Annotated in this window: 26 protein-coding genes; 16 read left to right on the top strand and 10 right to left on the bottom strand. The window is 65.0% G+C overall.

The features are described 5' to 3' along the window. Positions 1–126: 126 nt before the first annotated feature. Both AB7535_RS12205 and AB7535_RS12200 read right to left on the bottom strand, forming a co-directional pair. Entirely contained in the window at positions 127–1152 is a 1026-nt protein-coding gene (locus tag AB7535_RS12205; protein WP_439036352.1) for a fatty acid desaturase family protein, read from the bottom strand. 3 nt (positions 1153–1155) lie between these two features. Then, entirely contained in the window at positions 1156–1860 is a 705-nt protein-coding gene (locus AB7535_RS12200; RefSeq protein ID WP_166095966.1) for a TetR/AcrR family transcriptional regulator C-terminal domain-containing protein, read from the bottom strand. 346 nt (positions 1861–2206) lie between these two features. Here AB7535_RS12200 and rpsF point away from each other — a divergent pair, with 346 nt between their 5' ends. The 4 genes from rpsF (at position 2207) to rplI (ending at position 4714) form a co-directional block, all read left to right on the top strand. Continuing rightward, positions 2207–2713 (top strand): 30S ribosomal protein S6, encoded by a 507-nt coding sequence (gene rpsF / locus AB7535_RS12195; RefSeq protein WP_014495806.1) that lies wholly within the window; start codon positions 2207–2209, stop codon positions 2711–2713. Positions 2714–2718: 5 nt separating this feature from the next. Beyond that, the gene (gene rpsR / locus AB7535_RS12190; protein WP_007592020.1) at positions 2719–2958 is read left to right on the top strand and encodes a 30S ribosomal protein S18; all 240 of its coding nucleotides are present in this window, start codon (positions 2719–2721) and stop codon (positions 2956–2958) included. Between the two features lie 127 nt (positions 2959–3085). Further along, entirely contained in the window at positions 3086–4063 is a 978-nt protein-coding gene (locus AB7535_RS12185) for a hypothetical protein (RefSeq protein ID WP_166095958.1), read from the top strand. A 48-nt stretch (positions 4064–4111) separates the two neighbouring features. Further along, a complete protein-coding gene (gene rplI, locus AB7535_RS12180; RefSeq protein ID WP_439036351.1) occupies positions 4112–4714 on the top strand; it encodes a 50S ribosomal protein L9 in 603 nt (200 codons plus the stop codon). Between the two features lie 36 nt (positions 4715–4750). Here rplI and AB7535_RS12175 read toward each other — a convergent pair whose 3' ends face one another. From AB7535_RS12175 to AB7535_RS12160, 4 genes are all read right to left on the bottom strand, one after another. Further along, a complete protein-coding gene (locus AB7535_RS12175; RefSeq protein WP_085402845.1) occupies positions 4751–5218 on the bottom strand; it encodes a PaaI family thioesterase in 468 nt (155 codons plus the stop codon). A gap of 11 nt (positions 5219–5229) precedes the next feature. Then, complete coding sequence (locus AB7535_RS12170) at positions 5230–5826, bottom strand: TetR/AcrR family transcriptional regulator (RefSeq protein ID WP_439036350.1); 597 nt, start codon at positions 5824–5826, stop codon at positions 5230–5232. 108 nt (positions 5827–5934) lie between these two features. Continuing rightward, positions 5935–6897: a hypothetical protein gene (locus AB7535_RS12165; RefSeq protein WP_439036349.1), complete on the bottom strand. Its 963-nt coding sequence runs from the start codon at positions 6895–6897 to the stop codon at positions 5935–5937. Between the two features lie 312 nt (positions 6898–7209). After that, on the bottom strand, positions 7210–7512 hold the full coding sequence (locus AB7535_RS12160) for a hypothetical protein (protein ID WP_223153592.1): 303 nt from the start codon (positions 7510–7512) through the stop codon (positions 7210–7212). Positions 7513–7954: 442 nt separating this feature from the next. On the opposite strand from AB7535_RS12160, the gene AB7535_RS12155 reads away from it, so the two are divergent. Together AB7535_RS12155 and alr are read left to right on the top strand one after the other, a co-directional pair. Beyond that, entirely contained in the window at positions 7955–9463 is a 1509-nt protein-coding gene (locus AB7535_RS12155) for a replicative DNA helicase (RefSeq protein ID WP_063983703.1), read from the top strand. Between the two features lie 46 nt (positions 9464–9509). Beyond that, positions 9510–10787: an alanine racemase gene (gene alr / locus AB7535_RS12150; RefSeq protein WP_439037337.1), complete on the top strand. Its 1278-nt coding sequence runs from the start codon at positions 9510–9512 to the stop codon at positions 10785–10787. Positions 10788–10937: 150 nt separating this feature from the next. Here alr and AB7535_RS12145 read toward each other — a convergent pair whose 3' ends face one another. Next, positions 10938–11162: a cysteine rich repeat-containing protein gene (locus AB7535_RS12145; protein ID WP_071914679.1), complete on the bottom strand. Its 225-nt coding sequence runs from the start codon at positions 11160–11162 to the stop codon at positions 10938–10940. A 50-nt stretch (positions 11163–11212) separates the two neighbouring features. Between AB7535_RS12145 and AB7535_RS12140 the strand changes: the two genes are divergently transcribed. Both AB7535_RS12140 and AB7535_RS12135 read left to right on the top strand, forming a co-directional pair. Beyond that, positions 11213–11593: a hypothetical protein gene (locus tag AB7535_RS12140; protein WP_439036348.1), complete on the top strand. Its 381-nt coding sequence runs from the start codon at positions 11213–11215 to the stop codon at positions 11591–11593. Between the two features lie 68 nt (positions 11594–11661). After that, complete coding sequence (locus AB7535_RS12135) at positions 11662–12438, top strand: exodeoxyribonuclease III (RefSeq protein WP_439036347.1); 777 nt, start codon at positions 11662–11664, stop codon at positions 12436–12438. 104 nt (positions 12439–12542) lie between these two features. On the opposite strand, the gene AB7535_RS12130 is transcribed toward AB7535_RS12135, so the two are convergent. From AB7535_RS12130 to AB7535_RS12120, 3 genes are all read right to left on the bottom strand, one after another. Further along, entirely contained in the window at positions 12543–13358 is an 816-nt protein-coding gene (locus AB7535_RS12130; RefSeq protein WP_439036346.1) for a hypothetical protein, read from the bottom strand. Positions 13359–13457: 99 nt separating this feature from the next. Further along, the gene (locus AB7535_RS12125) at positions 13458–13826 is read right to left on the bottom strand and encodes a GFA family protein (protein WP_439036345.1); all 369 of its coding nucleotides are present in this window, start codon (positions 13824–13826) and stop codon (positions 13458–13460) included. Between the two features lie 77 nt (positions 13827–13903). After that, positions 13904–14221, bottom strand: coding sequence for a hypothetical protein (locus tag AB7535_RS12120; protein ID WP_354179828.1), 318 nt, complete (start codon positions 14219–14221; stop codon positions 13904–13906). A 180-nt stretch (positions 14222–14401) separates the two neighbouring features. Between AB7535_RS12120 and AB7535_RS12115 the strand changes: the two genes are divergently transcribed. The 8 genes from AB7535_RS12115 (at position 14402) to AB7535_RS12080 (ending at position 20384) form a co-directional block, all read left to right on the top strand. Continuing rightward, positions 14402–15142 (top strand): FadR/GntR family transcriptional regulator, encoded by a 741-nt coding sequence (locus tag AB7535_RS12115; protein WP_038942928.1) that lies wholly within the window; start codon positions 14402–14404, stop codon positions 15140–15142. Beyond that, complete coding sequence (locus AB7535_RS12110) at positions 15142–16095, top strand: NAD(P)-dependent oxidoreductase (RefSeq protein ID WP_439037336.1); 954 nt, start codon at positions 15142–15144, stop codon at positions 16093–16095. Before AB7535_RS12115 ends, AB7535_RS12110 begins: the two co-directional genes overlap by 1 nt. 10 nt (positions 16096–16105) lie before the next feature. Continuing rightward, the gene (locus AB7535_RS12105; RefSeq protein ID WP_071914692.1) at positions 16106–16789 is read left to right on the top strand and encodes an amino acid ABC transporter permease; all 684 of its coding nucleotides are present in this window, start codon (positions 16106–16108) and stop codon (positions 16787–16789) included. A gap of 7 nt (positions 16790–16796) precedes the next feature. Beyond that, complete coding sequence (locus AB7535_RS12100; RefSeq protein ID WP_028169586.1) at positions 16797–17465, top strand: amino acid ABC transporter permease; 669 nt, start codon at positions 16797–16799, stop codon at positions 17463–17465. Position 17466: 1 nt separating this feature from the next. After that, positions 17467–18225, top strand: coding sequence for an amino acid ABC transporter ATP-binding protein (locus AB7535_RS12095; RefSeq protein WP_439037335.1), 759 nt, complete (start codon positions 17467–17469; stop codon positions 18223–18225). A gap of 19 nt (positions 18226–18244) precedes the next feature. Further along, complete coding sequence (locus AB7535_RS12090; protein WP_439036344.1) at positions 18245–19039, top strand: transporter substrate-binding domain-containing protein; 795 nt, start codon at positions 18245–18247, stop codon at positions 19037–19039. 68 nt (positions 19040–19107) lie between these two features. Further along, positions 19108–19554, top strand: coding sequence for a ribose 5-phosphate isomerase B (gene rpiB, locus AB7535_RS12085; RefSeq protein WP_085402833.1), 447 nt, complete (start codon positions 19108–19110; stop codon positions 19552–19554). A gap of 104 nt (positions 19555–19658) precedes the next feature. Beyond that, positions 19659–20384, top strand: a complete 726-nt coding sequence (locus AB7535_RS12080; protein ID WP_063986422.1) for a sulfite exporter TauE/SafE family protein — start codon at positions 19659–19661, stop codon at positions 20382–20384. The last annotated feature ends 4 nt before the right edge of the window (positions 20385–20388 follow it).

Raw genomic sequence — 20388 nt, 5'->3', positions numbered from 1 at the left:
CGATGACGCACGGCCTTAGGCCATGGTTCCGGATCATGCTCCAAAGGGGGCCGTAGACACTGTCCGGGGCCGGAATGTCAAGCCAAGATAGGAACTTCGCCCGGGATTCAACGGGGAATGCTGGCCCTAGAATCCACCATTGGTCTGATTGGCGTCGACCGCCGCCCCTGCCTGCGCGCGGCGCGCGCTGTTCACGAGTTGCCCCGGCCGGTCATCCCGGTCCGGTTTCGCGGTCGCCAACCGCAGCACCGCGGCGTAGCCCGGCTGCACCTCCATGCGATCTGCGTGCCGGCTCGCACTCAGCAGCCGATGCACCTTCGGCAGATTGTAGCAGGGCACGTAGAACAAGAGATGATGCTCGAGGTGATAGTTCACGTAGTACGGCGCGATGAACAGCCGCTCGAGGAAATTCGCATGCGTGGTGCGGGTGTTGCGCAAGGGATCGCTGCTGTCGGGCACGACAGCGTGCTCGGCGATGTTGCGGATGCGGGTGATGACCATCATCCAGGTCAACAGCGGCACCAGCCATAGCAGCGGATAGGCCCACCACACGCCGGCTGCCGCGAGCGCTGCGAACATCGCGGCATTGGCGAGGCATTGCGGGCCGAGTTTCTCCCAGAAATGCGCCGCGCGCTGCCGCAACGTCCAGTCCTTCGGCCCGAGCGCATTGAGCAGTTGCGCCTTGCGCTGCTGGTAGCCGGTCTGCCCGGTGATGTCGCGAATGAACTTGCGGCGATAGCTCAGCCTGGTGATCGGAAACGGCGCCGACAGTACGAGATCGGGGTCGTCCTCCTGCTGGGTGCGCGCGTGATGCTGAAGGTGATAGCGCCGATAGCTGCGCGTCTCCGCGAAGAGAGGATAGGCGCAGAACCATTGGCTCAGGGTCAGATTGGTCTTCTCGTCAGCGGACAGGCAGCCATGCGCGCCGTCATGCATCAGGATCGCGAGCCCGAGCTGGCGCGAACCGATGATGGCAACGGCGAGAATGTAGGTGATCGGGTTGGGCCACCACGCCACCAAAGCGATCGCTGCGACAATGAGTGCCCAGGCGTGGGCGATCAGCGCGACGCCTTTCCAGGTCACGCGCTGGCGCACGTCGGCGAGCTGGTCGTCGGTCAGGAAATCGCGGGCACGCATGCGAAGTGCGATCATGGCCTAACCCTCCTCATTCGAACTGCCAGATGCGTCGCGCTCGTCGACCAGACGGAGCCGCGCCGTGTCGCTGGTTGATTTCGCCTGCTCGCCGAGCACACGCAGCATCTCGGCGCACAATTCATCCGGCGACCGGCCCATCGCGTACCCCTCGAGAATGACGCCGATGGCGACGGCCCAAAACCGCCGCGAGCTTTCGTCGGGCGCACGCAGGGAGCGCCAGCCGTGCCGCGCGACCTGGCTCGCATAGGCGCGCGCGCCTTCACCGTGCAGGCGCTCGATGGTGCGCTCGACCAGCGGCGCAAGATCCTGGCGCCGCCGGGTCAGCGTCAGCGCCTCTGCGAAGAACGCGACCGAATCGCTCGCCGTCACGGTCTCGGCCAGCGCGCGGGTATAGTCCCGCGGCGTGCGCGCTTTGAGCGCTGCCTGCTCCGTCGCCCGCGCCAGATACAGCAGCTCGCGGCAGGCGCATTCGACGAACAGCGCCTCCTTGGTGCGGAAGTAATAGGTGATCTGGCTCGGGAACGCGTCCGCGGCGGCGGCGATGTCGGTGATGGCCGTGCCGGACAGCCCCCGCTCCCTGAACAGCGGGCTCGCCGCATCCAGCAGCAGCGACCGCATCTTGCGGCCGGCCGAACGTGTAGCCCGGGCAGCATGCTTGGGGTCGCCAGCCGCCTCTAACGGCTCATGGACCGACTTTTCCGCCATTGGGGTCCTCTGCGTTGATTTATTTGTATGCTATACAAACAAATAAATCAAGCTGGTATGGTCCGTAAGGACCAGTCCGGCTGCCCCCACCGGAACCATCCGGGGCCGAAAACACGGCCCTCCAACCTTGCAAAGCCGGCCAAAATCCGTATAAGCGCGCCATCCGCAGACCCCGGCCGGGAGCTGAACGGACGGTCTCAGCAAATCATTCGTGATTTTGGTGTGCCAGGGCCAGTCGGCCCGTCGTCCCGTGTTTCCGCCTTCTGAGCTTAATCCCAGAGTCCTTTCCGAAGGCCTCTTAAGGGCTTGACGCCGGGCGATGCGCCAACATGAGGAAAGGACGATTATGGCTCTCTATGAGCATGTTTTTCTCGCGCGCCAAGACGCGAGCACGCAGCAGGTCGAAGAGCTGACTGCGCAGATGACCGGCATCGTCGAGGGTCTCGGCGGCAAGGTCACCAAGACCGAGAATTGGGGCGTTCGCTCCCTCACCTACCGCATGAACAAGAACCGCAAGGCGCACTTCGTGCTGCTCAACATCGACGCGCCGTCCGCGGCGATCGCCGAGATCGAGCGCCAGGAGCGCATCAGCGAAGACGTGATCCGCTATCTCAGCGTCCGCGTCGAGGAGCTCGAGGAAGGCCCGTCGGCGATGATGCGCAAGGCCGACCGCGACCGCGAGCGTGACGACCGTGGCGGCGGCTTCCGCGGCGATCGCGAAGGCGGTGGCTTCCGTGGCGACCGCGAGGGTGGTTTCCGTGGCGGCGATCGCGACGGTGGTGGCTTCCGCGGTGACCGCGGTCCGCGCCGTCCGCGCGACGAAGCTGAAACGACAACGCCGGATGCGGAGTAAGATCAATGGCTGAAGCTGGTGCACGCCGTCCGTTTTTCCGTCGTCGCAAGAGCTGCCCGTTCACGGGCGCAAACGCTCCGAAGATCGACTACAAGGACTCCAAGCTCTTGATGCGCTACGTCTCCGAGCGCGGCAAGATCGTGCCGAGCCGCATCACCGCGGTGTCGGCCAAGAAGCAGCGTGAGCTTGCCCGCGCCATCAAGCGCGCGCGCTTCCTGGGCCTGCTGCCCTACGTCATTCGCTAAGACGAATTCGGCCGGCGGCGACATCGCCGCCGGCCGCGCTTTTTGGTTTCATAAGGCTTCCGGGTCGTCCGGTCGCCGATGGTTGGGGCGAGATGCCTCTAACCGCTCGAAGGGAGCGGGACAGCTGATGATGACTCTTGGACTGATAGCCCTGATCGCCGGCGCTGCGTCGGCCCTGATGTTCGCCTCGATCGTATCGGGCGCGCTGATCTCGCTCGTCCTGTTCTATCTCGCGCCGCTGCCGCTGATGGTCGCCTCGATCGGCTGGGGCCCGCTTTGCGCGAGCCTCGGCGGCATCGCCGCTGCGATCGGCCTCGGGGCCCTGTTCGGCCTGCCCTACTGCATCGCCTTTGCCGTCACCGTCGCGCTGCCCGCGTGGTGGCTCGGCCATCTCGTCCTGCTCAGCCGGCGCCTTGGACCCGTCGCGCCGGAAGCCGCCACCGAGCCGCCGGCCGAGCCCGAGCTCGAATGGTATCCGGTCGGCCGCATCCTGCTGTGGATCGCGGGCTTCGCCGCGCTGACCACGATCGCCGCCCTGCTCACGCTCGGCACCGATGCCGAGACCATCACCGGCACGCTGCGGCGCGGCTTGATGCGCCTGCTCCGCACCGCCGACCCGCAGACGTCAGGCGAAGCCGGTCAGTTCGTCGACGCACTGGTGCTGATCGCCCCGGCCGCCGCCACCATCGTCGCGATGATGACGCTCACCCTCAATCTCTGGCTCAGCGGCAAGATAACGGCGACATCGGGCCGCCTGCTGCGTCCGTGGCCGGACATGATGACGGCCGAGCTGCCGCCGATGACGCTGGTGGCGCTCTGCATCGCGCTCGCGTTCTGCTTCACCGGCGGGTTGCTCGCGATGGTCGCGCAGATCACGACGGCAGCGCTGATGATGGGCTATGCGCTGACCGGTTTTGCCGTTCTGCACACGCTGACGCTGGCGCTGAAGAGCCGCACCTTCTGGCTCGGCTCGACCTATGCCGTCGTCGTGGTGTTCGGCTGGCCCGTCATCGCGATGGTGATCCTCGGCCTTGCGGATGCCGTGTTCGGCTTCCGCGAGCGCTTCCTGCGCAGCCGCCAGCCACCGCCGCTGCCGACCTCTTAAGTTCAACCCCAAAACCCAACTCACTCAACACTTCAAAGGAGAACGAATATGGAAGTCATTTTGCTGGAACGCGTGAGCAAGCTCGGCCAGATGGGCGAAGTCGTGAAGGTTCGCGACGGCTATGCCCGCAATTTCCTGCTCAAGCGCGGCAAGGCGCTGCGCGCCACCGCCGACAACCGCGCCAAGTACGACGGCATGAAGGCCGATCTCGAGGCTCGCAACCTCCAGTCCAAGGGCGAGGCGTCCAAGGTCGCCGAGAAGATCCAAGGCAAGAACATCATCGTGATCCGTCAGGCTTCCGAAGCCGGCCAGCTGTTCGGCTCGGTCACGGTGCGCGACGTCGTCATTGCGTTCGAAGCCGACGGTGTCTCGCTTGAGCGCCCGCAAGTGCAGCTCGACGCGCCGATCAAGACCATCGGCAAGCACACCATCACCGTCGCCGTTCACCCCGAGGTCGAGGTCGAGGTTTCCGTCACGGTTGCGCGCAGCCAGGACGAGGCCGAGCGCATCAACCGCGGCGAGGACATCTCGACCCGCAACGAGGACCGCGATGCGGCCGCCGAAGCGATCGCCGCCGCCGGCGAGTTCTTCGATCCGGAAGCCCAGCAGGACGACGAGCCGGCGCCGGCTGTGGACGAGACCGAGAAGTAAGACCCGCGTTCGCGCAGGTTGCGACGCCCGGCCGCCTCAGGCGGCCGGGCTTTTCGTTTTCGCGGCGACGTCCTCGCTCAGCATCGCGATCGAGGCGAGCGCAGTTGCCGTGTGCTTCTCGACACCGTCGTTGACGCAAAACACGTCGGCCGCGACCACCGAGACCTGGCGGCCCGGCTTGATCACCCTGGCCCGGCAGATCAGCTTCTCGCCGACCGCCGGCGACAACAGATTGAGCTTGTATTCCGCCGTCAACGCCGGCTGGCCGCGCGAGGTGGCCGCTGCGATCGTCGTGGCGTTGTCGACCAGGAAGGCGGTGACGCCGCCATGGAAGAAGCCGTGCTGCTGGAGCAGCTCGGGCCGGCGCGCGACCGCAATCGTGCAGGTGCCGCGCGACAATTCCGAGAGCTCGGCGCCCACCAGGTTCATAAAACCCTGCCGGCCGACATTGGCGTGGATGCGCTCGGCGATCGGACCGAATTCGGGATCTGCTTCGGCTCGCATGCGGCTTCTCCTTATTGCGTGTGGATGCGATCGGGCGGGCGCAGCGCACGGTTGGCGCAGGTGACAAGCGTGTCGGCTTCGCTGCGCGGATCGGCGCGGTCACGTCCCGAGAGAAAGGCGCGGCAGAAGATCTGGGCAGGGCCGATGAGCTGGCTGACGAACATCACAGGCGTCATCGGCAAAAGCTCGCCGCCGGCAACCAACGGCGCGCGCCAGCGCTCGATGCCTTCGGCAAGGCGCGCGTTCTGCGCGCGCTGGGCGTCGCGGACGTCCTCGCCCCATTCGCTGCGCGAGATCTCGAAGAGATAGCGGGCCTCGCGCCGGCTCGACACCACCCAGTCGAGATGGGCCCGGATCAGCCGATCGATGCCCTGCCCGGCATTGGGCATCGGATCGAGCGCGGCCAGCACTGCGGCGTGATAGTGCCGCAGCACCTCCAGGAACAGCGCACCGGCCAGTTCCTTCTTCGATCCGAAGACATGAAAGAAGCTGCCGTTGGAGGCGCGTGCCCGGGCGCGGATCGCGGCCACCGTCGCAGCTTCGAAGCCGACCCGGTCGAATACGAAAAGCCCGGCCGCCAACAGGTCGTCACGCACGCTCGTCGTCATCGACGCCTCCTGGAGCATCACTCTAGAGTAACGCTCTAATTGCGGTCAAGACGATGCGAAGGCCGCGATGCGTGCGGCCTTCGCAAATCGACGGAAAATCTGGCTCGCTTAGCGCGAAATCGGCGGTGTGGGCGGACCGGACGAGTCGGCTGGCGCCGCGGGCGGGGCCGCAGCGGTCGCGGGCGGTGCAGGCTCCTGCGGCTTGGCTGCCGGTTCGGAGCTCGCGGCCGGCTTGGGAGCAGCCTCCTCCGCCGGCTTGGCCTCGGCGGGCTTCGCGGCGGCAGACGGTGCAGCAGGCGTGACCTGCGGTACCGGATCGGGCCGCAGCGCCGGAGTATCGCTGCCGCGCGGCTCGACCTTGGCACTATCCGGCCTGGCCTCAGCCGGCTTCTCCGCCGGCTTGTTCTCGGGCTTCGCCTCGTCACGGCCGGGCTCGACCTTGGCCGCGTCGGGCTTGGTCTCGGCCTTCGGCTCGCTCTTCTTGTCTTCAATGGCCGGCGCGGCGGCGTCGACCTTCGGGGCTTCCTCGGTCCCGGGCTTGCCGCGACGCTTAGCTTTGCGTCCATCGGGCGCTGCCTGGCCCTCGGGCCTCGCACCTTCCTTCGATCCCTCCTCGGGTGGCCGTGCCACGCGCTTCTGACGCGCGCCCTCGGACGCGGGAGCGGCAGCCTCGCCGTCCGGCTTGGCGGCGTCTTGGGAGCGCTGACGGCGCCCCTGATGGTCCGGCGCGGTATTGGCTTCCTTCTCCTTGGCGCCGTCCTTTTTGTCCTTGCCGTCCTTGGCCTGGTAGCGGGTGTCGGTGGCACCGTTGGAGACGAGATAGGACGCGAGCACGCCGGCCATGTCGGAGCTGGTCGTGTAGTGCTGACGCAGGAAGCCCGGCAGCGAGCCCGGCGCCACCGTCTTCAACAGACCGCGCGGGCTCTTGTGGCAGGCACTGCAGGTCTGCGCGAAAAGCTGGGATGGGGCCTTGCCGGCCTCGAGGTTCGTCGCCTGCGCAAGGACGGTATCGGTCGCGCCGAAGCCGATCAGAAGCAATACCGTCGCGAGGCTGAGCGCTCGGCTCGACATTCCCATCATCTCCATTGAATTTACGCGAATGCAGCCGGCATAAGGCGCGGCGGCGGGTCACCTTTTAGCGGATTGAGCCGCGAATGGAAGCAGCCTCCACACGCAAGGATGTGATTAAGCGCTTTTGGAATATCGGCTGTGATCACAGCGCAATAGCGCTGCAGCTTGTTCGAGTGCCGGAGGCCTCGTGAGACGACGCGTCGCCTGTCGGAAGCGGCACATCGTCGCAAAGTCACGACGCCGCAGACACCCGTCATCGTGCGCGCGAAGGCGGCGCCGGACCCGGGCCTGACGCTGGTTGGTGAATGAATCCTAATGACGCAGGGTCGAGATCTGGGACGATCGGAAAGAGGCTGTTAACGCCAGTTGCGCCCGCAGGTCCGCGAGAGTCTCGGGCGAGACCGGCTCGCGCCGCACTTCGGGCCGCTCGGCGTGCTGCATGGCCGCGATGAGGCCCGACAGCCAAAGCCGGCTGGCCGCCTCGCTTCGCCAATTCTGCTGCCGTTCTGGCCGCATCGCTCGCCTCGTTCCCTGGTGGCGGGAGACAACCCCCCGCCCGCCTTCCTGTTCCGGGTCGTACCCCGAAAGAATCCGGGGAGATGTGATCTGTTTCACATAAGTCTCGTCGGGCCCGGCTTAGACCGTCGCCATGAGCAAGCGGACCCAAACCTCATTCGACGTGCAGGACGACCTCCGCACCGATTACGCCCTGATCGCCACCGGCGTCGGAGCGGCCCTGGTTGCGCTGGTCTACCTCCTGCTGGTCTGAATCCGAGCCCAAAGCTCCCGGCGTGCGTCATTTCGCGCGCTTCTTGATACGTCTGCGCGCCAATCCATTAGGTTCATGTCACCCGGAGTTTTCCGTGGCGCGGTCACGGCCGCTTCCGGGACGGGCGAGTTCCGCAAAAACCGTCAAGCGCGGCGCGTGCCGCGGCTGCCAGTCATCCACCATTTTAACTGAGCGGTTGATAGCGGTCAGCTTTTGCTTCCGCTTTGGCCTGAGGCGGCGCTTTATCCCGGCCCCGTATCCGCCCCAGAAAATTGCTAACGCTCGACCATGGCCCTGACTGATTCGAACGTCCTCAAACTCGCGCCCGAGCCCGGAACTCCGGCGTATCGGAGCGCGCCGCATAATATCGAGGCGGAACAGAGCCTTCTCGGCGCGATCCTGGTCAACAACGACGCCTTCTACCGCGTCTCCGACTTCCTCGAGCCGAAGCATTATTTCGAGCCGCTGCATCAGACCATCTACGAGACGGCCAGCAGCCTGATCCGGATGGGCAAGATCGCCACGCCCGTCACGCTGAAGACGTTCCTCCCGGCCGACACCGATGTCGGCGGCATGACCATCGGGCAATATCTGGCGCGGCTCGCGGCGGAAGCGACCACCATCATCAACGCCCAGGACTACGGCCGCACCATCTATGATCTGGCGCTGCGACGCGACCTGATCGGCATCGGCGAGGACATGGTCAATGTCGCCTATGACGCGCCGGTCGACTTCGCGCCGCGGGCGCAGATCGAGGACGCCGAGCGCCGCCTGTACGAACTCGCCGAATCCGGCCGTTATGACGGCGGCTTCCAGAAATTCTCGCAGGCGTTGGCGGTCGCGGTCGATCTCGCGGCCAAAGCGTTCCAGCGCGATGGAAAGCTGTCCGGCATCTCGACCGGCATGCGCGACCTCGACACCAAGATGGGCGGCCTCCAGCACTCCGACCTCATCATTGTGGCCGGACGCCCGGGCATGGGCAAGACTTCGCTGGCGACCAACGTCGCCTACAACGTCGCCAAGGCCTATGTCGGCGAGGTCCAGGCTGACGGTACCATGAAGGCCGCCAATGGCGGCGTGATCGGCTTCTTCTCCTGCGAAATGTCGGCCGACCAGCTCGCCACGCGTATCGTCGCCGAGCGCACCGGCATTCCCTCCTCCCACATCCGCCGCGGCGGCATCTCGGAAGCCGATTTCGACAAGATCCGGGAAGTCTCGATCGAGCTGCAGTCGCTGCCGTTCTATGTCGACGCGACCGGCGGCCTGTCGATCGCGCAGCTGATGGCACGCGCGCGCCGGCTGAAGCGGCAGAAGGGCCTCGATCTCCTCGTGATCGACTACATCCAGTTGCTCTCCGGATCCGGCAAGCGGAGTGACAACCGAGTACAGGAAATCACGGAGATCACGACCAGCCTGAAGGCGCTGGCCAAGGAGCTCAACGTTCCCGTGATCGCGCTGTCCCAGCTCTCACGCCAAGTCGAATCCCGCGACGACAAACGGCCGCAGCTCTCCGACTTGCGTGAATCCGGATCAATCGAGCAGGACGCCGACGTCGTCCTGTTCGTTTACCGCGAGGAATATTACCTCGCGATGAAGGAGCCCCGCCCAGGCACGCCTGAACACGAGAAGTGGCAGCTTGACATGAGTCTTGCGCACGGAAAAGCCGAGGTCATCATCGGCAAGCAGCGCCACGGCCCGACCGGCACCGTCGATTTGGCGTTCGAAGCCTCGGTCACTAGGTTCGGCGACCTCGCGCCTGACAGTCAGTTGCCGGTTCGCAGCGGCAACGACTACTGAGTTCCTTGAACCAGACCGGCCTCTTGCGTAAAACGGCGCCATGACAATGGCGTCCGACCCGAAAATGATCCCGCAATCCGGCCTCCTCTCCGCGGAGGCCAATCAGGCTGCCGCGCTCGCAGCCTATGGCGGCGTGCTCACCGTCGATCTCGACGCCATCATCGCCAATTGGCGCAAGCTCGAGAAGACGGCCGTGCCGGCCGAATGCTCGGCCGTCATCAAGGCCGATGCCTATGGCTGCGGCGCCGCGCAGGTCTCGCGGGCCCTTAGCAAGGCCGGTTGCAAGACCTTCTTCGTCGCCACCATCGAGGAAGCGCGCACTGTGCGCGAAGCCGTGCCGGAAGCCGCGATCTACGTGCTCGGCGGCTATTTCCAGAACACCGGCGAGCACTACGCCAGGATCAATTGCCGGCCGGTGATCGGCGATCTCAATGAGCTTGCCGAATGGGACGTGTTCTGCCGCCGCACCGGCTGGACCGGAGGCGCCGCTGTTCACATCGACACCGGCATGAACCGGCTCGGGCTGACGCTTGCGGACGCGCAGGCCATCATCCCCCGCATCAACGCCGGCGATCACGGCATCACGCTGGTGATGAGCCATCTGGTCTCGGCCGAGCAGCTCAACAGTCCCGTGAATGCAAAACAGCTGGCAACCTTCCGCAGTATCGCCAGCGAATTTTCCGGCGTGCCGGCTGCGCTTGCCAATTCCTCCGGAATCTTCCTCGGCGCGCCCTTCCAGTTCGACCTGGTGCGGCCGGGCGCAGCGCTCTACGGCGTCAACCCGACGCCTGAGGCCGACAACCCGATGCAGCCCGTGGTCGACCTCAAGGCGCGCATCGTGCAGACCCGCAATGTCGAGCGCGGCGAGAGCGTCGGCTATGGCGGCACCTGGACCGCGCGGCGGCCGACAAAACTCGCGATCATCGCGGTCGGCTATGCCGACGGCTATTTCCGCGCCGCCAGCTCCAATGACGGCACCCGCGGCGCCGAGGTCGTTGTCGCCGGCAAGCGCTGCCCGGTCGCGGGCCGCGTTTCGATGGACCTGATCGCGATCGACATCACCGATTTGGCCCCGAATGCGGCGCGGCGCGGCCACATGGTGACGCTGCTCGGCGAGGGCATCACCGTCGACGAGCTCGCGCATCATTTCGGCACCATTGGCTACGAGGTGCTGACCAGCCTCGGCCACCGCTACGCCCGCGTCTACAAGGGCGGCAATGAGGTGGAGCCGCTGGTCAAGCCGGAGCCCGCGCCGACGGCCGAGCAGTCGCCCTCCCCGCCGCCGATCGAGCAGCCCGCGAGCCCGCCGCCGCTGCCGAGTTAGGGACGCGCCCGTTCTTCGGGCGCGGCGCAGCGCTCCTTCAGCAATGCGCTGCAGAGCCGGGGCCATCTCCCCGCACCGTACTGTGTCGCTTTCTGGGTCCCGGCTCTGCGGAGCAGCGTCACACGCTGCGCCGCGTCCGGGACACGAGACTTACTTCTTCCGGCTGTCGAGCGCCGTCTTGCAGGACGCGCTGAGCTGATCGCGCTTGGCGTTGAGGCAGGCGATGATCTTGCCACCACCGGGCGCGATGCCGGCGCAGAATTTGTCATAGTCCGCCTTGCACGCGCCGCGTGGATCGGACGATTGTGCCGACGAGACACCGGAGAACGCGACGACGAATGCGACGATGGCGAGGCTCAGACTGGACTTCAACATGGATTTGGATCTCCGGTGGCGGCGCAAACGACCGCGGCCGCAATCTCTACATGAAGATTGCGGCACTCAACGTCAACCGAATCTGTCCGACGACCGCGCGGCGAAGCCTGATGTCGCTAGGGGCGATGACGCTTCGTCGATCTCATCGCGCTCGATTATCCGCGCACCTTGTTATCGATAACCCACGCATCCATGCTCTCTTTGCACGCGTTGCCGATATGGCTCCTGTACCTGTTCAGGCAAGCAACAATGCGCCCGCCCCCCGGCACGACACTGGGGCAGTATTTGAAATATTCCACCCTACAGGCGATTTCCATTTTCTCGGCAGCAAGAGCCACTCCGGAAAATGCGGTTGCGGCCACGACTACGGCAAGGCAAAGCTTGGTCATCGTCAAACCTCCATCGTGTCGATCGGCAATTTTTGGTTGTAAGCATACATCGTGGAACGCCGATGACAACGGTTGCGAGTCATTTCTGAAGATTTCCAGTCGTTGGGCCCATGAGGATCGCGACGTTCAACATCAACAATGTCAACCGCCGCCTGCCCAACCTGTTGCGTTGGCTGAGCGCGGCGAAGCCTGATGTCGTCGCGCTCCAGGAACTGAAGGCAGCCGACGGCGAATTTCCGGCGGCAGCCATCGAAAAGGCCGGCTACGGCGCGGTGTGGCGTGGACAGAAGACCTGGAACGGCGTCGCCATCCTCGCCCGCAATGCCGAGCCCATTCTCACGCGCGACCGCTTGCCGGGAAAACCAGGCGATCACGAGGCCCGCTATATCGAGGCCGCCGTGCGCGGAATCATCGTTACCAGCATTTATCTGCCGAACGGCAATCCGCAGCCGGGGCCGAAATTCGACTTCAAGCTCGACTGGTTCGCGCGCCTCAGGCGCCACGCCAAGACCTTCATCAAGCAGGATCTGCCCGTGGTGCTCGCCGGCGACTACAACGTCGCGCCTGATGAGATCGACATCTATCCGACGCGGTCATGGGACAAGGATGCGCTGATCCAGCCGAAGAGCCGCGCGGCGTTTGCCTCGCTCATTGAACAGGGTTGGTGTGATGCGATCCGCGAACTGAATCCGGAGAAACGCATCTACACGTTCTGGGACTACAAGCGAAACCGCTGGCCGCGCGATGCGGGTCTCAGACTCGATCATCTCCTGCTCAGCCCTGCCCTCGTCTCGCGGCTGGCCAAGGTGGGTGTCGACAAGAAGGTGCGCGGCGAAGATGGGGCGAGCGATCACGCGCCGGCGTGGGTGGTTCTGAAGGAGCGATGAAGGTGCCGTAGGGTGGGCAAAGCGAAGCGTGCCCACCAAAGCCGCTTGAACTTGGGGAGAAATGGTGGGCACGGCGCGAGCGCGCCTTTGCCCACCCTACGAGATCAGCGCCCGTAATAGTCCTGCACCGTATCCCACGCCGCCTTTTGCAGCAGCTGGGTCGTCTCCGCATCCAGTCCCATGTTGTAGGAACTGCCGACCGGCGAGCGCCCGGTCAGCGCGGCGAGCGTCACGCAGGTTGCCAGGTACGTGCCCGCCGGACTCGGGTGTCGCTTGTCCGGCGCATACAGATTGAGCTCCGGCTGGAGCTTGCGCACGCGCGCGAAGGCGAGGCCTGCGGGGATCACGAGCGCATCATTGGCATTGCCCGCGGTCGTATAGGCCTCGGCCAGAGCCTCGGTCATCTCCGGCTTGTCGGCATAGGCCCAGGACATAAAGAACACCGGCCGCATGCCGTGGGCACGGACGATCTCGCTGTCCTTCTTGGCGAAGGTCGCGAACGCGTCCTTCAATTGCGGATGGATCGGGCACTGGCTGCAATCCATCATGACGACGGCATCGAACTGCCTGCCCGGCTTGTTGAAGACGACGTTGTTCTGCTCGTCGAAGGAATAGGCGCCGATGCCGCCCGGCCGCAGCAGATTGTCCATGTCATGCCAATCGAGGCCGGAGCCGCCGATCGTGGCCATGGTGTTGCGGTACGCCGCCTTGTTGTCAGCATCAGCCGCGCGCTCCATGAAGGAGAGATGCCCGGGCATGCCGTTGTTGTAGTAGAAGAAGCTGTTGCCGACGAACAGCGCGGCCTTGGGGAAGTCAGGTCCCGATGTCGTGACCTTCGGTTTGGTCTGCGCCTGCGCATTGAAGCCGGCTGCAACGGCCAGACACATTGCGAGCATCACTCGCGCAAAAAGACGCATCATGGCTTCCCCCCTTTTTCTCTGGGGCCGGACCAAATCAGCTTTTCAAAAACGCCTCAAGAGCACCGGCCTGCAGCGGAGACATGCGTGAACCTTGCATGCTCACCACAAATTCCTGCCGTCGATCATGTTCACCGGCACGGCATCGAGATCGAAATCGTCGAACAGGCGCGCATTCACGGCAACCCTGGGATTGTCGAAATCGGGCTTGCCGGTCGACCAGTCCGGCGACTCTGAATAGGTGCCGCAGCCGCAGCTCGCGCAGAAATGATGTTTGACCGTGCGGCTGCCCCAGAGATAGGTCGTGACATTTTCCGGCGGCGACAGCAGGCGAAATTGCGCCGGCGTGTAATAGGCCCACAACGCGCCCCGCTTGGCGCAGAGTGAGCAGGTGCAGCGCGTCACGCTCGCCGGCACCTCCGTCACCTCGAACACCGTCTCACCGCAATGACAGCTTGCCTCGATCGGCATGGACCCGCTCCCCGTTTTGTCAGGAGATGGTCGTAGCCTGCCCCTGCTGCCAACATGCTGTCAGCAGCGCAACTCCGTCACGGAGCCTCGTTCGCGGACAGCCGCCTGGCGTTCGCGGCCACGTGCTCACGATAGCGCTGCACGATCGCGGCCGGCGTTGCTCCCGCAAGCAGGCTCGCGGCCGCCTCGAAAGCCGCGGCGATCTTCTCGCTGACCATCAGCACCGCCTCCTGCCCGGCGGCCTCGTCGCCGTGGCTGAGCTTCTCGCAGCGCAGCCGCACCACTTCGCTTGCTTCGACCGCGAGCATCGCGCCCGCATACCAGGGAAAGCCGTTATCGGATCCGCTGAGCGCCGCATGGCGGTCGAGGGCGGAGAAAGAATGATGATCGGGCATCGCGGACCTCAAGTTCTTTGAGTGAACGCTCCGATCAATACGCCTCAAATTTGAAGGATCCGGCCGGGGAACTGATCGGATTGGCCGCGCCTGCGACACCCGCAATTAACCAAGGCTCTTGACGCCGACGCTCTGGTTAGCCTACTGGTCTGACCAAGATCAGACCAAGAAGAGACCGGGATGGAAGTGAAGCGGGCCACTGAGGGCGAAAAAGGGTTCGAGAAGGTGTTCGCCTTCCTGCGCGAACGCCTGCTTGCGGGCTCGCTCAAGCCCGGCGACCGCCTGATTTCCGAGCGCGAGCTGGCGACCCTCCTTGGCGTCAGCCGGCCGATCGTCCGCGAGGCGCTGCGCGCCCTCACCGTGCTCGGCATCGTCGAAATCCGCGACCGCATCGGCACCGTGGTGACGCAGCCGGACGTCTCGGTGCTGAACGACTTCTTCACCTTCGCGCTCGCTCAGCAGGCGGACATGCTCGATGACGTCATGCAGGCGCGCGTCGCGATCGAGTGTCAGGCGATCCGGCTCGCCTGCGAGCGCGCCAACATCGCCGATTTCGAACGCCTGCAGCGTGCGCTCGCGAAGATCGGAGAGACGATCGACGAGGCGGATGCCGGCGGCATGGCCGACTTCGAATTCCATCGCGCCATCGTCGTGGCCTCGCATTCGGAAACATTGACGGTCTTGCACGGTTCGCTGGCGGGACTGCTGACGCATTCGCATCGCAGCCGCCGCGAGCTGGTGCAGGCCTTCCCGTCGATGAAGACGTACCTGATCGACGACCATCGGCGCATCTTCGACGCGATCATCGCGCGCGACCCCGAGCGAGCGGATGCGACGCTGCGCAAGCATTTTGCCATTGGCGACGAATACCGCAGGCGCGCCGTCGTCGGCGACATCGACAAGACCAGCGCCTCAGGCTGATCGCGGCAGGCCAACAAGCAAGAAACCAATCAACCAAGAAACGGACGACTGACATGGGACGGAACGACAAGGGCAATGTCGGCTTCATCGGCATCGGTACGATGGGCCGCGAGATGGTGCGCAACCTCCTGGTGGCCGGGCATGCGGTTCGCGTCTTCGATCTCAACGAAGCCGCCTTGGCCGACAGCGTCAAGGAAGGCGCGGCCGGCGCCAACAGCCCCGCTGACGCAGCGCAAGGCGCCGACATCGTCATCACCATGCTGCCCGATACACCCCACGTCGAGGCGACCGTTTACGGAGAGCACGGCCTGCTGAAATCTCCCCCGCCCGGCAAGCTCATCGTCGACATGAGCACGATCTCCCCGGTCGCGGTCCGCCGCATCCACGCCGACCTGCAGAAGGTCGGCGTCAGCTTCATCGACGCGCCGGTCTCGGGTGGACCAGTGGGCGCCAAGAACGCCGCGCTCTCGATCATGGCGGGCGGTGATGCGGCCGCTTTCGCCCAGGCCGAGCCGTTCTTCCGCGCGATGGGCACGACCATCACGCATGTCGGCGCATCCGGCGCCGGTCAGACCATCAAGCTCTGCAATCAGCTGATCTGCGGTATCAACATCCAGGCGATCTGCGAGGCGCTGGCGCTCGGGCGCGCGTCTGGCATCGATCTCAATCTGCTGCGTCGCGTTCTGCTCGGTGGCTCCGCCGCCTCCTGGATGCTCGACAAGCTCGGCCCCGCAATGATCGCGGGCGACGTCTCCGCCGGCTTCCGGATCGATCTCCAGCTCAAGGATCTCCGCCTGGTGCAGGAGCACGCACAGGCGCTGAGCGTGCCGCTGCCCGGCACCGCGCTCGTCACCAGCCAGTATGTGGACGCACGCGCGCATGGCGAAGGTAGCAACGGCAACCAGGCGCTATTCCGCGTCTATGACCGCATGACCAACCAGGTGACGGGCTGAAGCCGATACGATGAGCCTCCAACTCGACTTTCCCGCGGTGCTGGAGCGTTGGCCGAATTTTCTGGCCGGCGCGGCGCTGACGCTGGAGTTGGCGGCCTTTGCGACGGTGCTCGGCGCCCTGTTCGGCACGCTCGCGGCCGTCGGCCGCGGCTCACGAAGCCCGCTGATCGCGGGCGCCTGCAAAGTCTATGTCGAGACCATCCGCAACACGCCGCTGCTGGTCCAGATCTTCCTGGTCTATTTCGGCCTCGCCAGCCTCGGCCTGAAATTCTCCGCCTTCACCGTGGCGGTGGCCGCGTTGACGATCAATGTCGGCGCCTACACCGCCGAGATCATGCGCGCCGGCTTCGAAGCCATCCCGCGCGGACAGATCGAGGCCGCCGAGGGGCTGGCGCTGTCGCGACTGCAGATCTACTGGCACATCATCCTGCTGCCGGCGATCGAGAAGGTCTATCCGGCGCTGACCAGCCAGTTCGTGCTGTTGATGCTGGCCTCCTCGGTCTGCTCGCAAATCTCGGCGGAAGAACTCACCGCCGTCGCCAACTACATCCAGTCGGACACCTATCGCGCGTTCGAGACCTACATCATCGTCGCCGTGCTCTACGTCATCCTGTCGCTGGTGATGCGCGCGGGCTTCTGGGGCCTCGGCCTCGTGCTGTTTCCGCGCCGGCGCCGGCTCGGCACGCCGTTGTGAGATGACCATGGGCGGACATCTCAACATCAATCATCTGATGTTCCTCGGCCAGGGCGCGCTGTGGACCATTGGCCTGTCCGTGATCGCGCTGATCGGCGGCGGCATCGTCGGCTTCGTGATCGCGCTTGCGCGCATCTCGCCGCTCAAATCGGTGCGGATCGCCAGCGGCGTCTACGTCCAGCTGATCCAGGGCACGCCGCTGCTCGTCATCCTGTTCCTCGGCTATTTCGGCCTCGCCGCGATCGGCCTCAAGGTCTCGCCGTTAGCTGCCGCCGGCGCTTCGCTCACGCTCTATGTCTCGGCCTATCTCGGCGAGATCTGGCGCGGCTGCATCCAGTCGGTGCCGAAGCCGCAATGGGAGGCCGCCGAAGGCCTCGCGCTGAGCCGGACCCAGCGCATGATGAAGGTGATCCTGCCGCAGGCGATCCGCATCGCGACGCCGCCGACCGTCGGCTTCATGGTGCAGATCATCAAGAACACCTCGCTCGCCTCCGTGGTCGGCTTCGTCGAGCTGATGCGGTCGGGCCAGATCGTCAACAACTCGCTGTTCGAGCCGTTCGCCATCTACGCGATCATCGCCGTCGTCTATTTCGCCATGTGCTATCCCCTGTCCCTGTTCAGCCAGAAGCTGGAACGGCGGATGGGGCGTGGCAGGTCCAACCTCGCACCAGCCTGACATGCAGCAAAACCCCTCCTCCTCCGAACCGATCGTGTCGCTCCGCGACGTGCAGAAGAGCTTTGGCCCGCTCCGGGTGCTCGATGGCGTCTCCTTTGCCGTCGAACGCGGCGAGGTGCTGGCACTGATCGGCCGCTCCGGCTCCGGCAAGAGCACCGCGCTGCGCTGCATCGACCGCTTCGAGAAGGTCGACGGCGGCGAGATCGTCGTGTGCGGACATCGCGTCGACCGCCCTGATGTCGATCTGCGCGCGCTGCGCCAGGACGTCGGCATCGTGTTCCAGAGCTACAATCTGTTTCCTCACCTCACGATCGAACAGAACATCACGCTCGCCCCCTGCGCCGTGAAGGGCATGGCGACCTCGCAGGCCAGGGACCTCGCCCGAAAAGTGCTCGCGCAGGTCGGGCTCGAGGAGAAGCTGCACGCCTATCCCGAGCAGCTCTCGGGCGGACAGCAGCAGCGCGCGGCCATCGCCCGCTCGCTCGCGATGCAGCCGAAAGTGATGCTGTTCGACGAGGTCACCTCCGCGCTCGATCCCGAACTTACCGGCGAGGTGCTGAAGGTGATCGAGCAATTGGCGGCGGACGGCATGACCATGGTGATGGTCACCCATGAGATGGGTTTTGCCAAAGGCATCGCCGACCGGATCGTCTTCATGCATCGCGGCAAGGTCCACGAGACCGGCCCCGCCTCGATCCTGACGTCGCCGGGGACGCCCGAACTCACGCAATTCGTGGGCACTGGAAACTTAAAATCATAACAGGAGAGGAGAACCAAGGATGACAAACAAGACATTGCTGGGGACCGCCACCGCGCTGTTCGGCCTCGTCATGATATCAGCCACGCCGGCATCGGCCGACCTGCTCGACGACATCACGCAGGCCAAGAAGATCCGCATCTCGACGGACGTCGCCATTCCGCCCTCGGGCATGATGGACAGCAGCATGAAGCCGACCGGCTCCGACGTCGAAGTGGCGCAACTGCTCGCCAAGGATTGGGGGCTCGAGCTCGAATTCATCCAGACCACCGGCGCGACACGCATCCCCAACGTCCTGACCGGCAAGGCCGACATCATCATCTCGACCTTGTCGGTGACGCCCGATCGCGCCAAGGTCATCGACTTCACCAAGCGCTATGCGACGCTGCAGTCCGACGTCGGCTGCCTCAAATCCTCGACCGTCAAGGACTGGCCCGACCTGAAGGACAAGTCGATCGGCGTCTCCCGCGGCACCACGCAGGACACCACCCTGTCCAACATGAAGGACAAGGACCTCAAGATCTCGCGCTACGACGACGACGCCACGATGGTGACGGCGGCCGTCTCCGGCCAGGTCGACTGCGTCGCCTCGTCGGCGACGATCATCAACCAGATCGGGGTGAAGAACCCGTCGCGCGTGTTCGAATCCCGGATCCCGCTGGCGACCTTCGACCTCGCGATCGGCCTGAAGAAGGGCGAGCAGCGCCTGATGGACAAGCTCAACGGCTGGATCACCGAGAACGTCAAGAACGGCAAGCTCAACGCGATCTACAAGAAATTCCACGGGGTCGAGCTGCCGCCCGACATGCGCAGCTGAAACCAGGGAAAATCGTGGCAGCCGCGAAGCGGCTGTCACGACCAACATAAAATCAAGAAGGACATCACATGCGTCTCGTCATCGGATCCGACCACGCCGGCTGGCCGCTCAAGCAGACCGTTATCGATCACATCCGCAGCCTCGGCCACGACATCGTCGATGTCGGCTCCCATGACGACAAGCCGGTGGACTTCCCCGACATCGCGCGGGCCGTGGCTCAGAAGGTGACGTCGGGCGAAGCCGCACGCGGCATCATGGTGTGCGGCACCGGCGTCGGCGCCTCGATCGCGGCCAACAAGATGAAGGGCATCCGCGCCGCGGTCTGCCACGACGTTCATTCCGCCCATCAGAGCGTCGAGCATGACGACGTCAACGTCATGTGCATCGGCGCGCAGATCGTCGGCGCCTGGCTCGCCGTGGATCTGGTCTCGTCCTACCTTTCCGCCGAATTCTCGACGGACGAGGATTTTCGCCGCCGCGTCGAGAAGCTGCGCATCATGGACGAGCAAGGCTGACGGCCGGCCCGGACCGCATGCGCTGAGCGATCGGTTCCCTCGCCTGGAATGGATCGCCCACATCGCCGGCCACGGCTAAACTCTCCCGATTCGTGGAGAGCACCTTGGCCTTTCTCTTCGTCCTCATCGTCGGCCTGATCGCCGGCACCGTCTCAGGCATCGTCGGCACGGGGTCGTCGATCATGCTGATGCCGGTGCTGGTCTATGCCTATGGGCCGAAGGAAGCCGTGCCGATCATGGCGGTCGCCTCCGTGATGGCGAATTTCTCGCGGATCCTGGCCTGGTGGCGCGAGGTCGACTGGCGGGCCTGCGCGGCCTATTCGGTGACGGGCATTCCGGCCGCCGTGCTGGGCGCGCGCACGCTGCTCGCGCTCCCCTCGCACGCCGTCGATCTCGCCATCGGCGTCTTCCTGATCGCGATGGTGCCGGTGCGGCACTGGCTGGCGCGGCACGACCTCAAGGCCAATCTCTGGCACCTCGCGATCGGCGGGGCGATCATCGGCTATCTCACCGGCATCGTGGTCTCGACCGGCCCGCTCAGCGTGCCGCTGTTCCTGTTCTACGGCCTGTCCAAGGGCGCCTTCCTCGCCACCGAGGCGGCCTCCTCACTCGGCCTCTATTTCGCGAAGTCCGTGACCTTCGAACGTTTCGGCGCGCTGACGCAGGACGTCTTCATCAAGGGCCTGGTCGCAGGCTCCTCGCTGATGTCGGGCGCCTTCATCGCAAAACGCTTCGTGCTGCATCTCAAGCCGGAGATGTTCCGCCTGGTGATGGACGCGATCATGATCGCTGCGGGCCTCTCCATGCTCTGGAACGCAACGCAGTCGTAATCGC

The sequence above is a fragment of the Bradyrhizobium sp. 956_D2_N1_4 genome (genome assembly GCF_052076025.1).
Taxonomy (GTDB): domain Bacteria; phylum Pseudomonadota; class Alphaproteobacteria; order Rhizobiales; family Xanthobacteraceae; genus Bradyrhizobium; species Bradyrhizobium barranii.
The sequence above is the reverse complement of the archived record's forward strand: the minus strand, read 5'-3'. Positions and strand labels throughout refer to the sequence as shown.

Coding starts and splice junctions, on each gene's coding strand:
- AB7535_RS12205 (WP_439036352.1), bottom strand. CDS start 1,152: ATGATCGCACTTCGCATGCGTGCCCGCGATTTCCTGACCGACGACCAG.
- AB7535_RS12200 (WP_166095966.1), bottom strand. CDS start 1,860: ATGGCGGAAAAGTCGGTCCATGAGCCGTTAGAGGCGGCTGGCGACCCC.
- rpsF (WP_014495806.1), top strand. CDS start 2,207: ATGGCTCTCTATGAGCATGTTTTTCTCGCGCGCCAAGACGCGAGCACG.
- rpsR (WP_007592020.1), top strand. CDS start 2,719: ATGGCTGAAGCTGGTGCACGCCGTCCGTTTTTCCGTCGTCGCAAGAGC.
- AB7535_RS12185 (WP_166095958.1), top strand. CDS start 3,086: ATGATGACTCTTGGACTGATAGCCCTGATCGCCGGCGCTGCGTCGGCC.
- rplI (WP_439036351.1), top strand. CDS start 4,112: ATGGAAGTCATTTTGCTGGAACGCGTGAGCAAGCTCGGCCAGATGGGC.
- AB7535_RS12175 (WP_085402845.1), bottom strand. CDS start 5,218: ATGCGAGCCGAAGCAGATCCCGAATTCGGTCCGATCGCCGAGCGCATC.
- AB7535_RS12170 (WP_439036350.1), bottom strand. CDS start 5,826: ATGACGACGAGCGTGCGTGACGACCTGTTGGCGGCCGGGCTTTTCGTA.
- AB7535_RS12165 (WP_439036349.1), bottom strand. CDS start 6,897: ATGTCGAGCCGAGCGCTCAGCCTCGCGACGGTATTGCTTCTGATCGGC.
- AB7535_RS12155 (WP_063983703.1), top strand. CDS start 7,955: ATGGCCCTGACTGATTCGAACGTCCTCAAACTCGCGCCCGAGCCCGGA.
- alr (WP_439037337.1), top strand. CDS start 9,510: ATGGCGTCCGACCCGAAAATGATCCCGCAATCCGGCCTCCTCTCCGCG.
- AB7535_RS12145 (WP_071914679.1), bottom strand. CDS start 11,162: ATGTTGAAGTCCAGTCTGAGCCTCGCCATCGTCGCATTCGTCGTCGCG.
- AB7535_RS12140 (WP_439036348.1), top strand. CDS start 11,213: ATGAAGATTGCGGCACTCAACGTCAACCGAATCTGTCCGACGACCGCG.
- AB7535_RS12135 (WP_439036347.1), top strand. CDS start 11,662: ATGAGGATCGCGACGTTCAACATCAACAATGTCAACCGCCGCCTGCCC.
- AB7535_RS12130 (WP_439036346.1), bottom strand. CDS start 13,358: ATGATGCGTCTTTTTGCGCGAGTGATGCTCGCAATGTGTCTGGCCGTT.
- AB7535_RS12125 (WP_439036345.1), bottom strand. CDS start 13,826: ATGCCGATCGAGGCAAGCTGTCATTGCGGTGAGACGGTGTTCGAGGTG.
- AB7535_RS12120 (WP_354179828.1), bottom strand. CDS start 14,221: ATGCCCGATCATCATTCTTTCTCCGCCCTCGACCGCCATGCGGCGCTC.
- AB7535_RS12115 (WP_038942928.1), top strand. CDS start 14,402: ATGGAAGTGAAGCGGGCCACTGAGGGCGAAAAAGGGTTCGAGAAGGTG.
- AB7535_RS12105 (WP_071914692.1), top strand. CDS start 16,106: ATGAGCCTCCAACTCGACTTTCCCGCGGTGCTGGAGCGTTGGCCGAAT.
- AB7535_RS12100 (WP_028169586.1), top strand. CDS start 16,797: ATGGGCGGACATCTCAACATCAATCATCTGATGTTCCTCGGCCAGGGC.
- AB7535_RS12095 (WP_439037335.1), top strand. CDS start 17,467: ATGCAGCAAAACCCCTCCTCCTCCGAACCGATCGTGTCGCTCCGCGAC.
- AB7535_RS12090 (WP_439036344.1), top strand. CDS start 18,245: ATGACAAACAAGACATTGCTGGGGACCGCCACCGCGCTGTTCGGCCTC.
- rpiB (WP_085402833.1), top strand. CDS start 19,108: ATGCGTCTCGTCATCGGATCCGACCACGCCGGCTGGCCGCTCAAGCAG.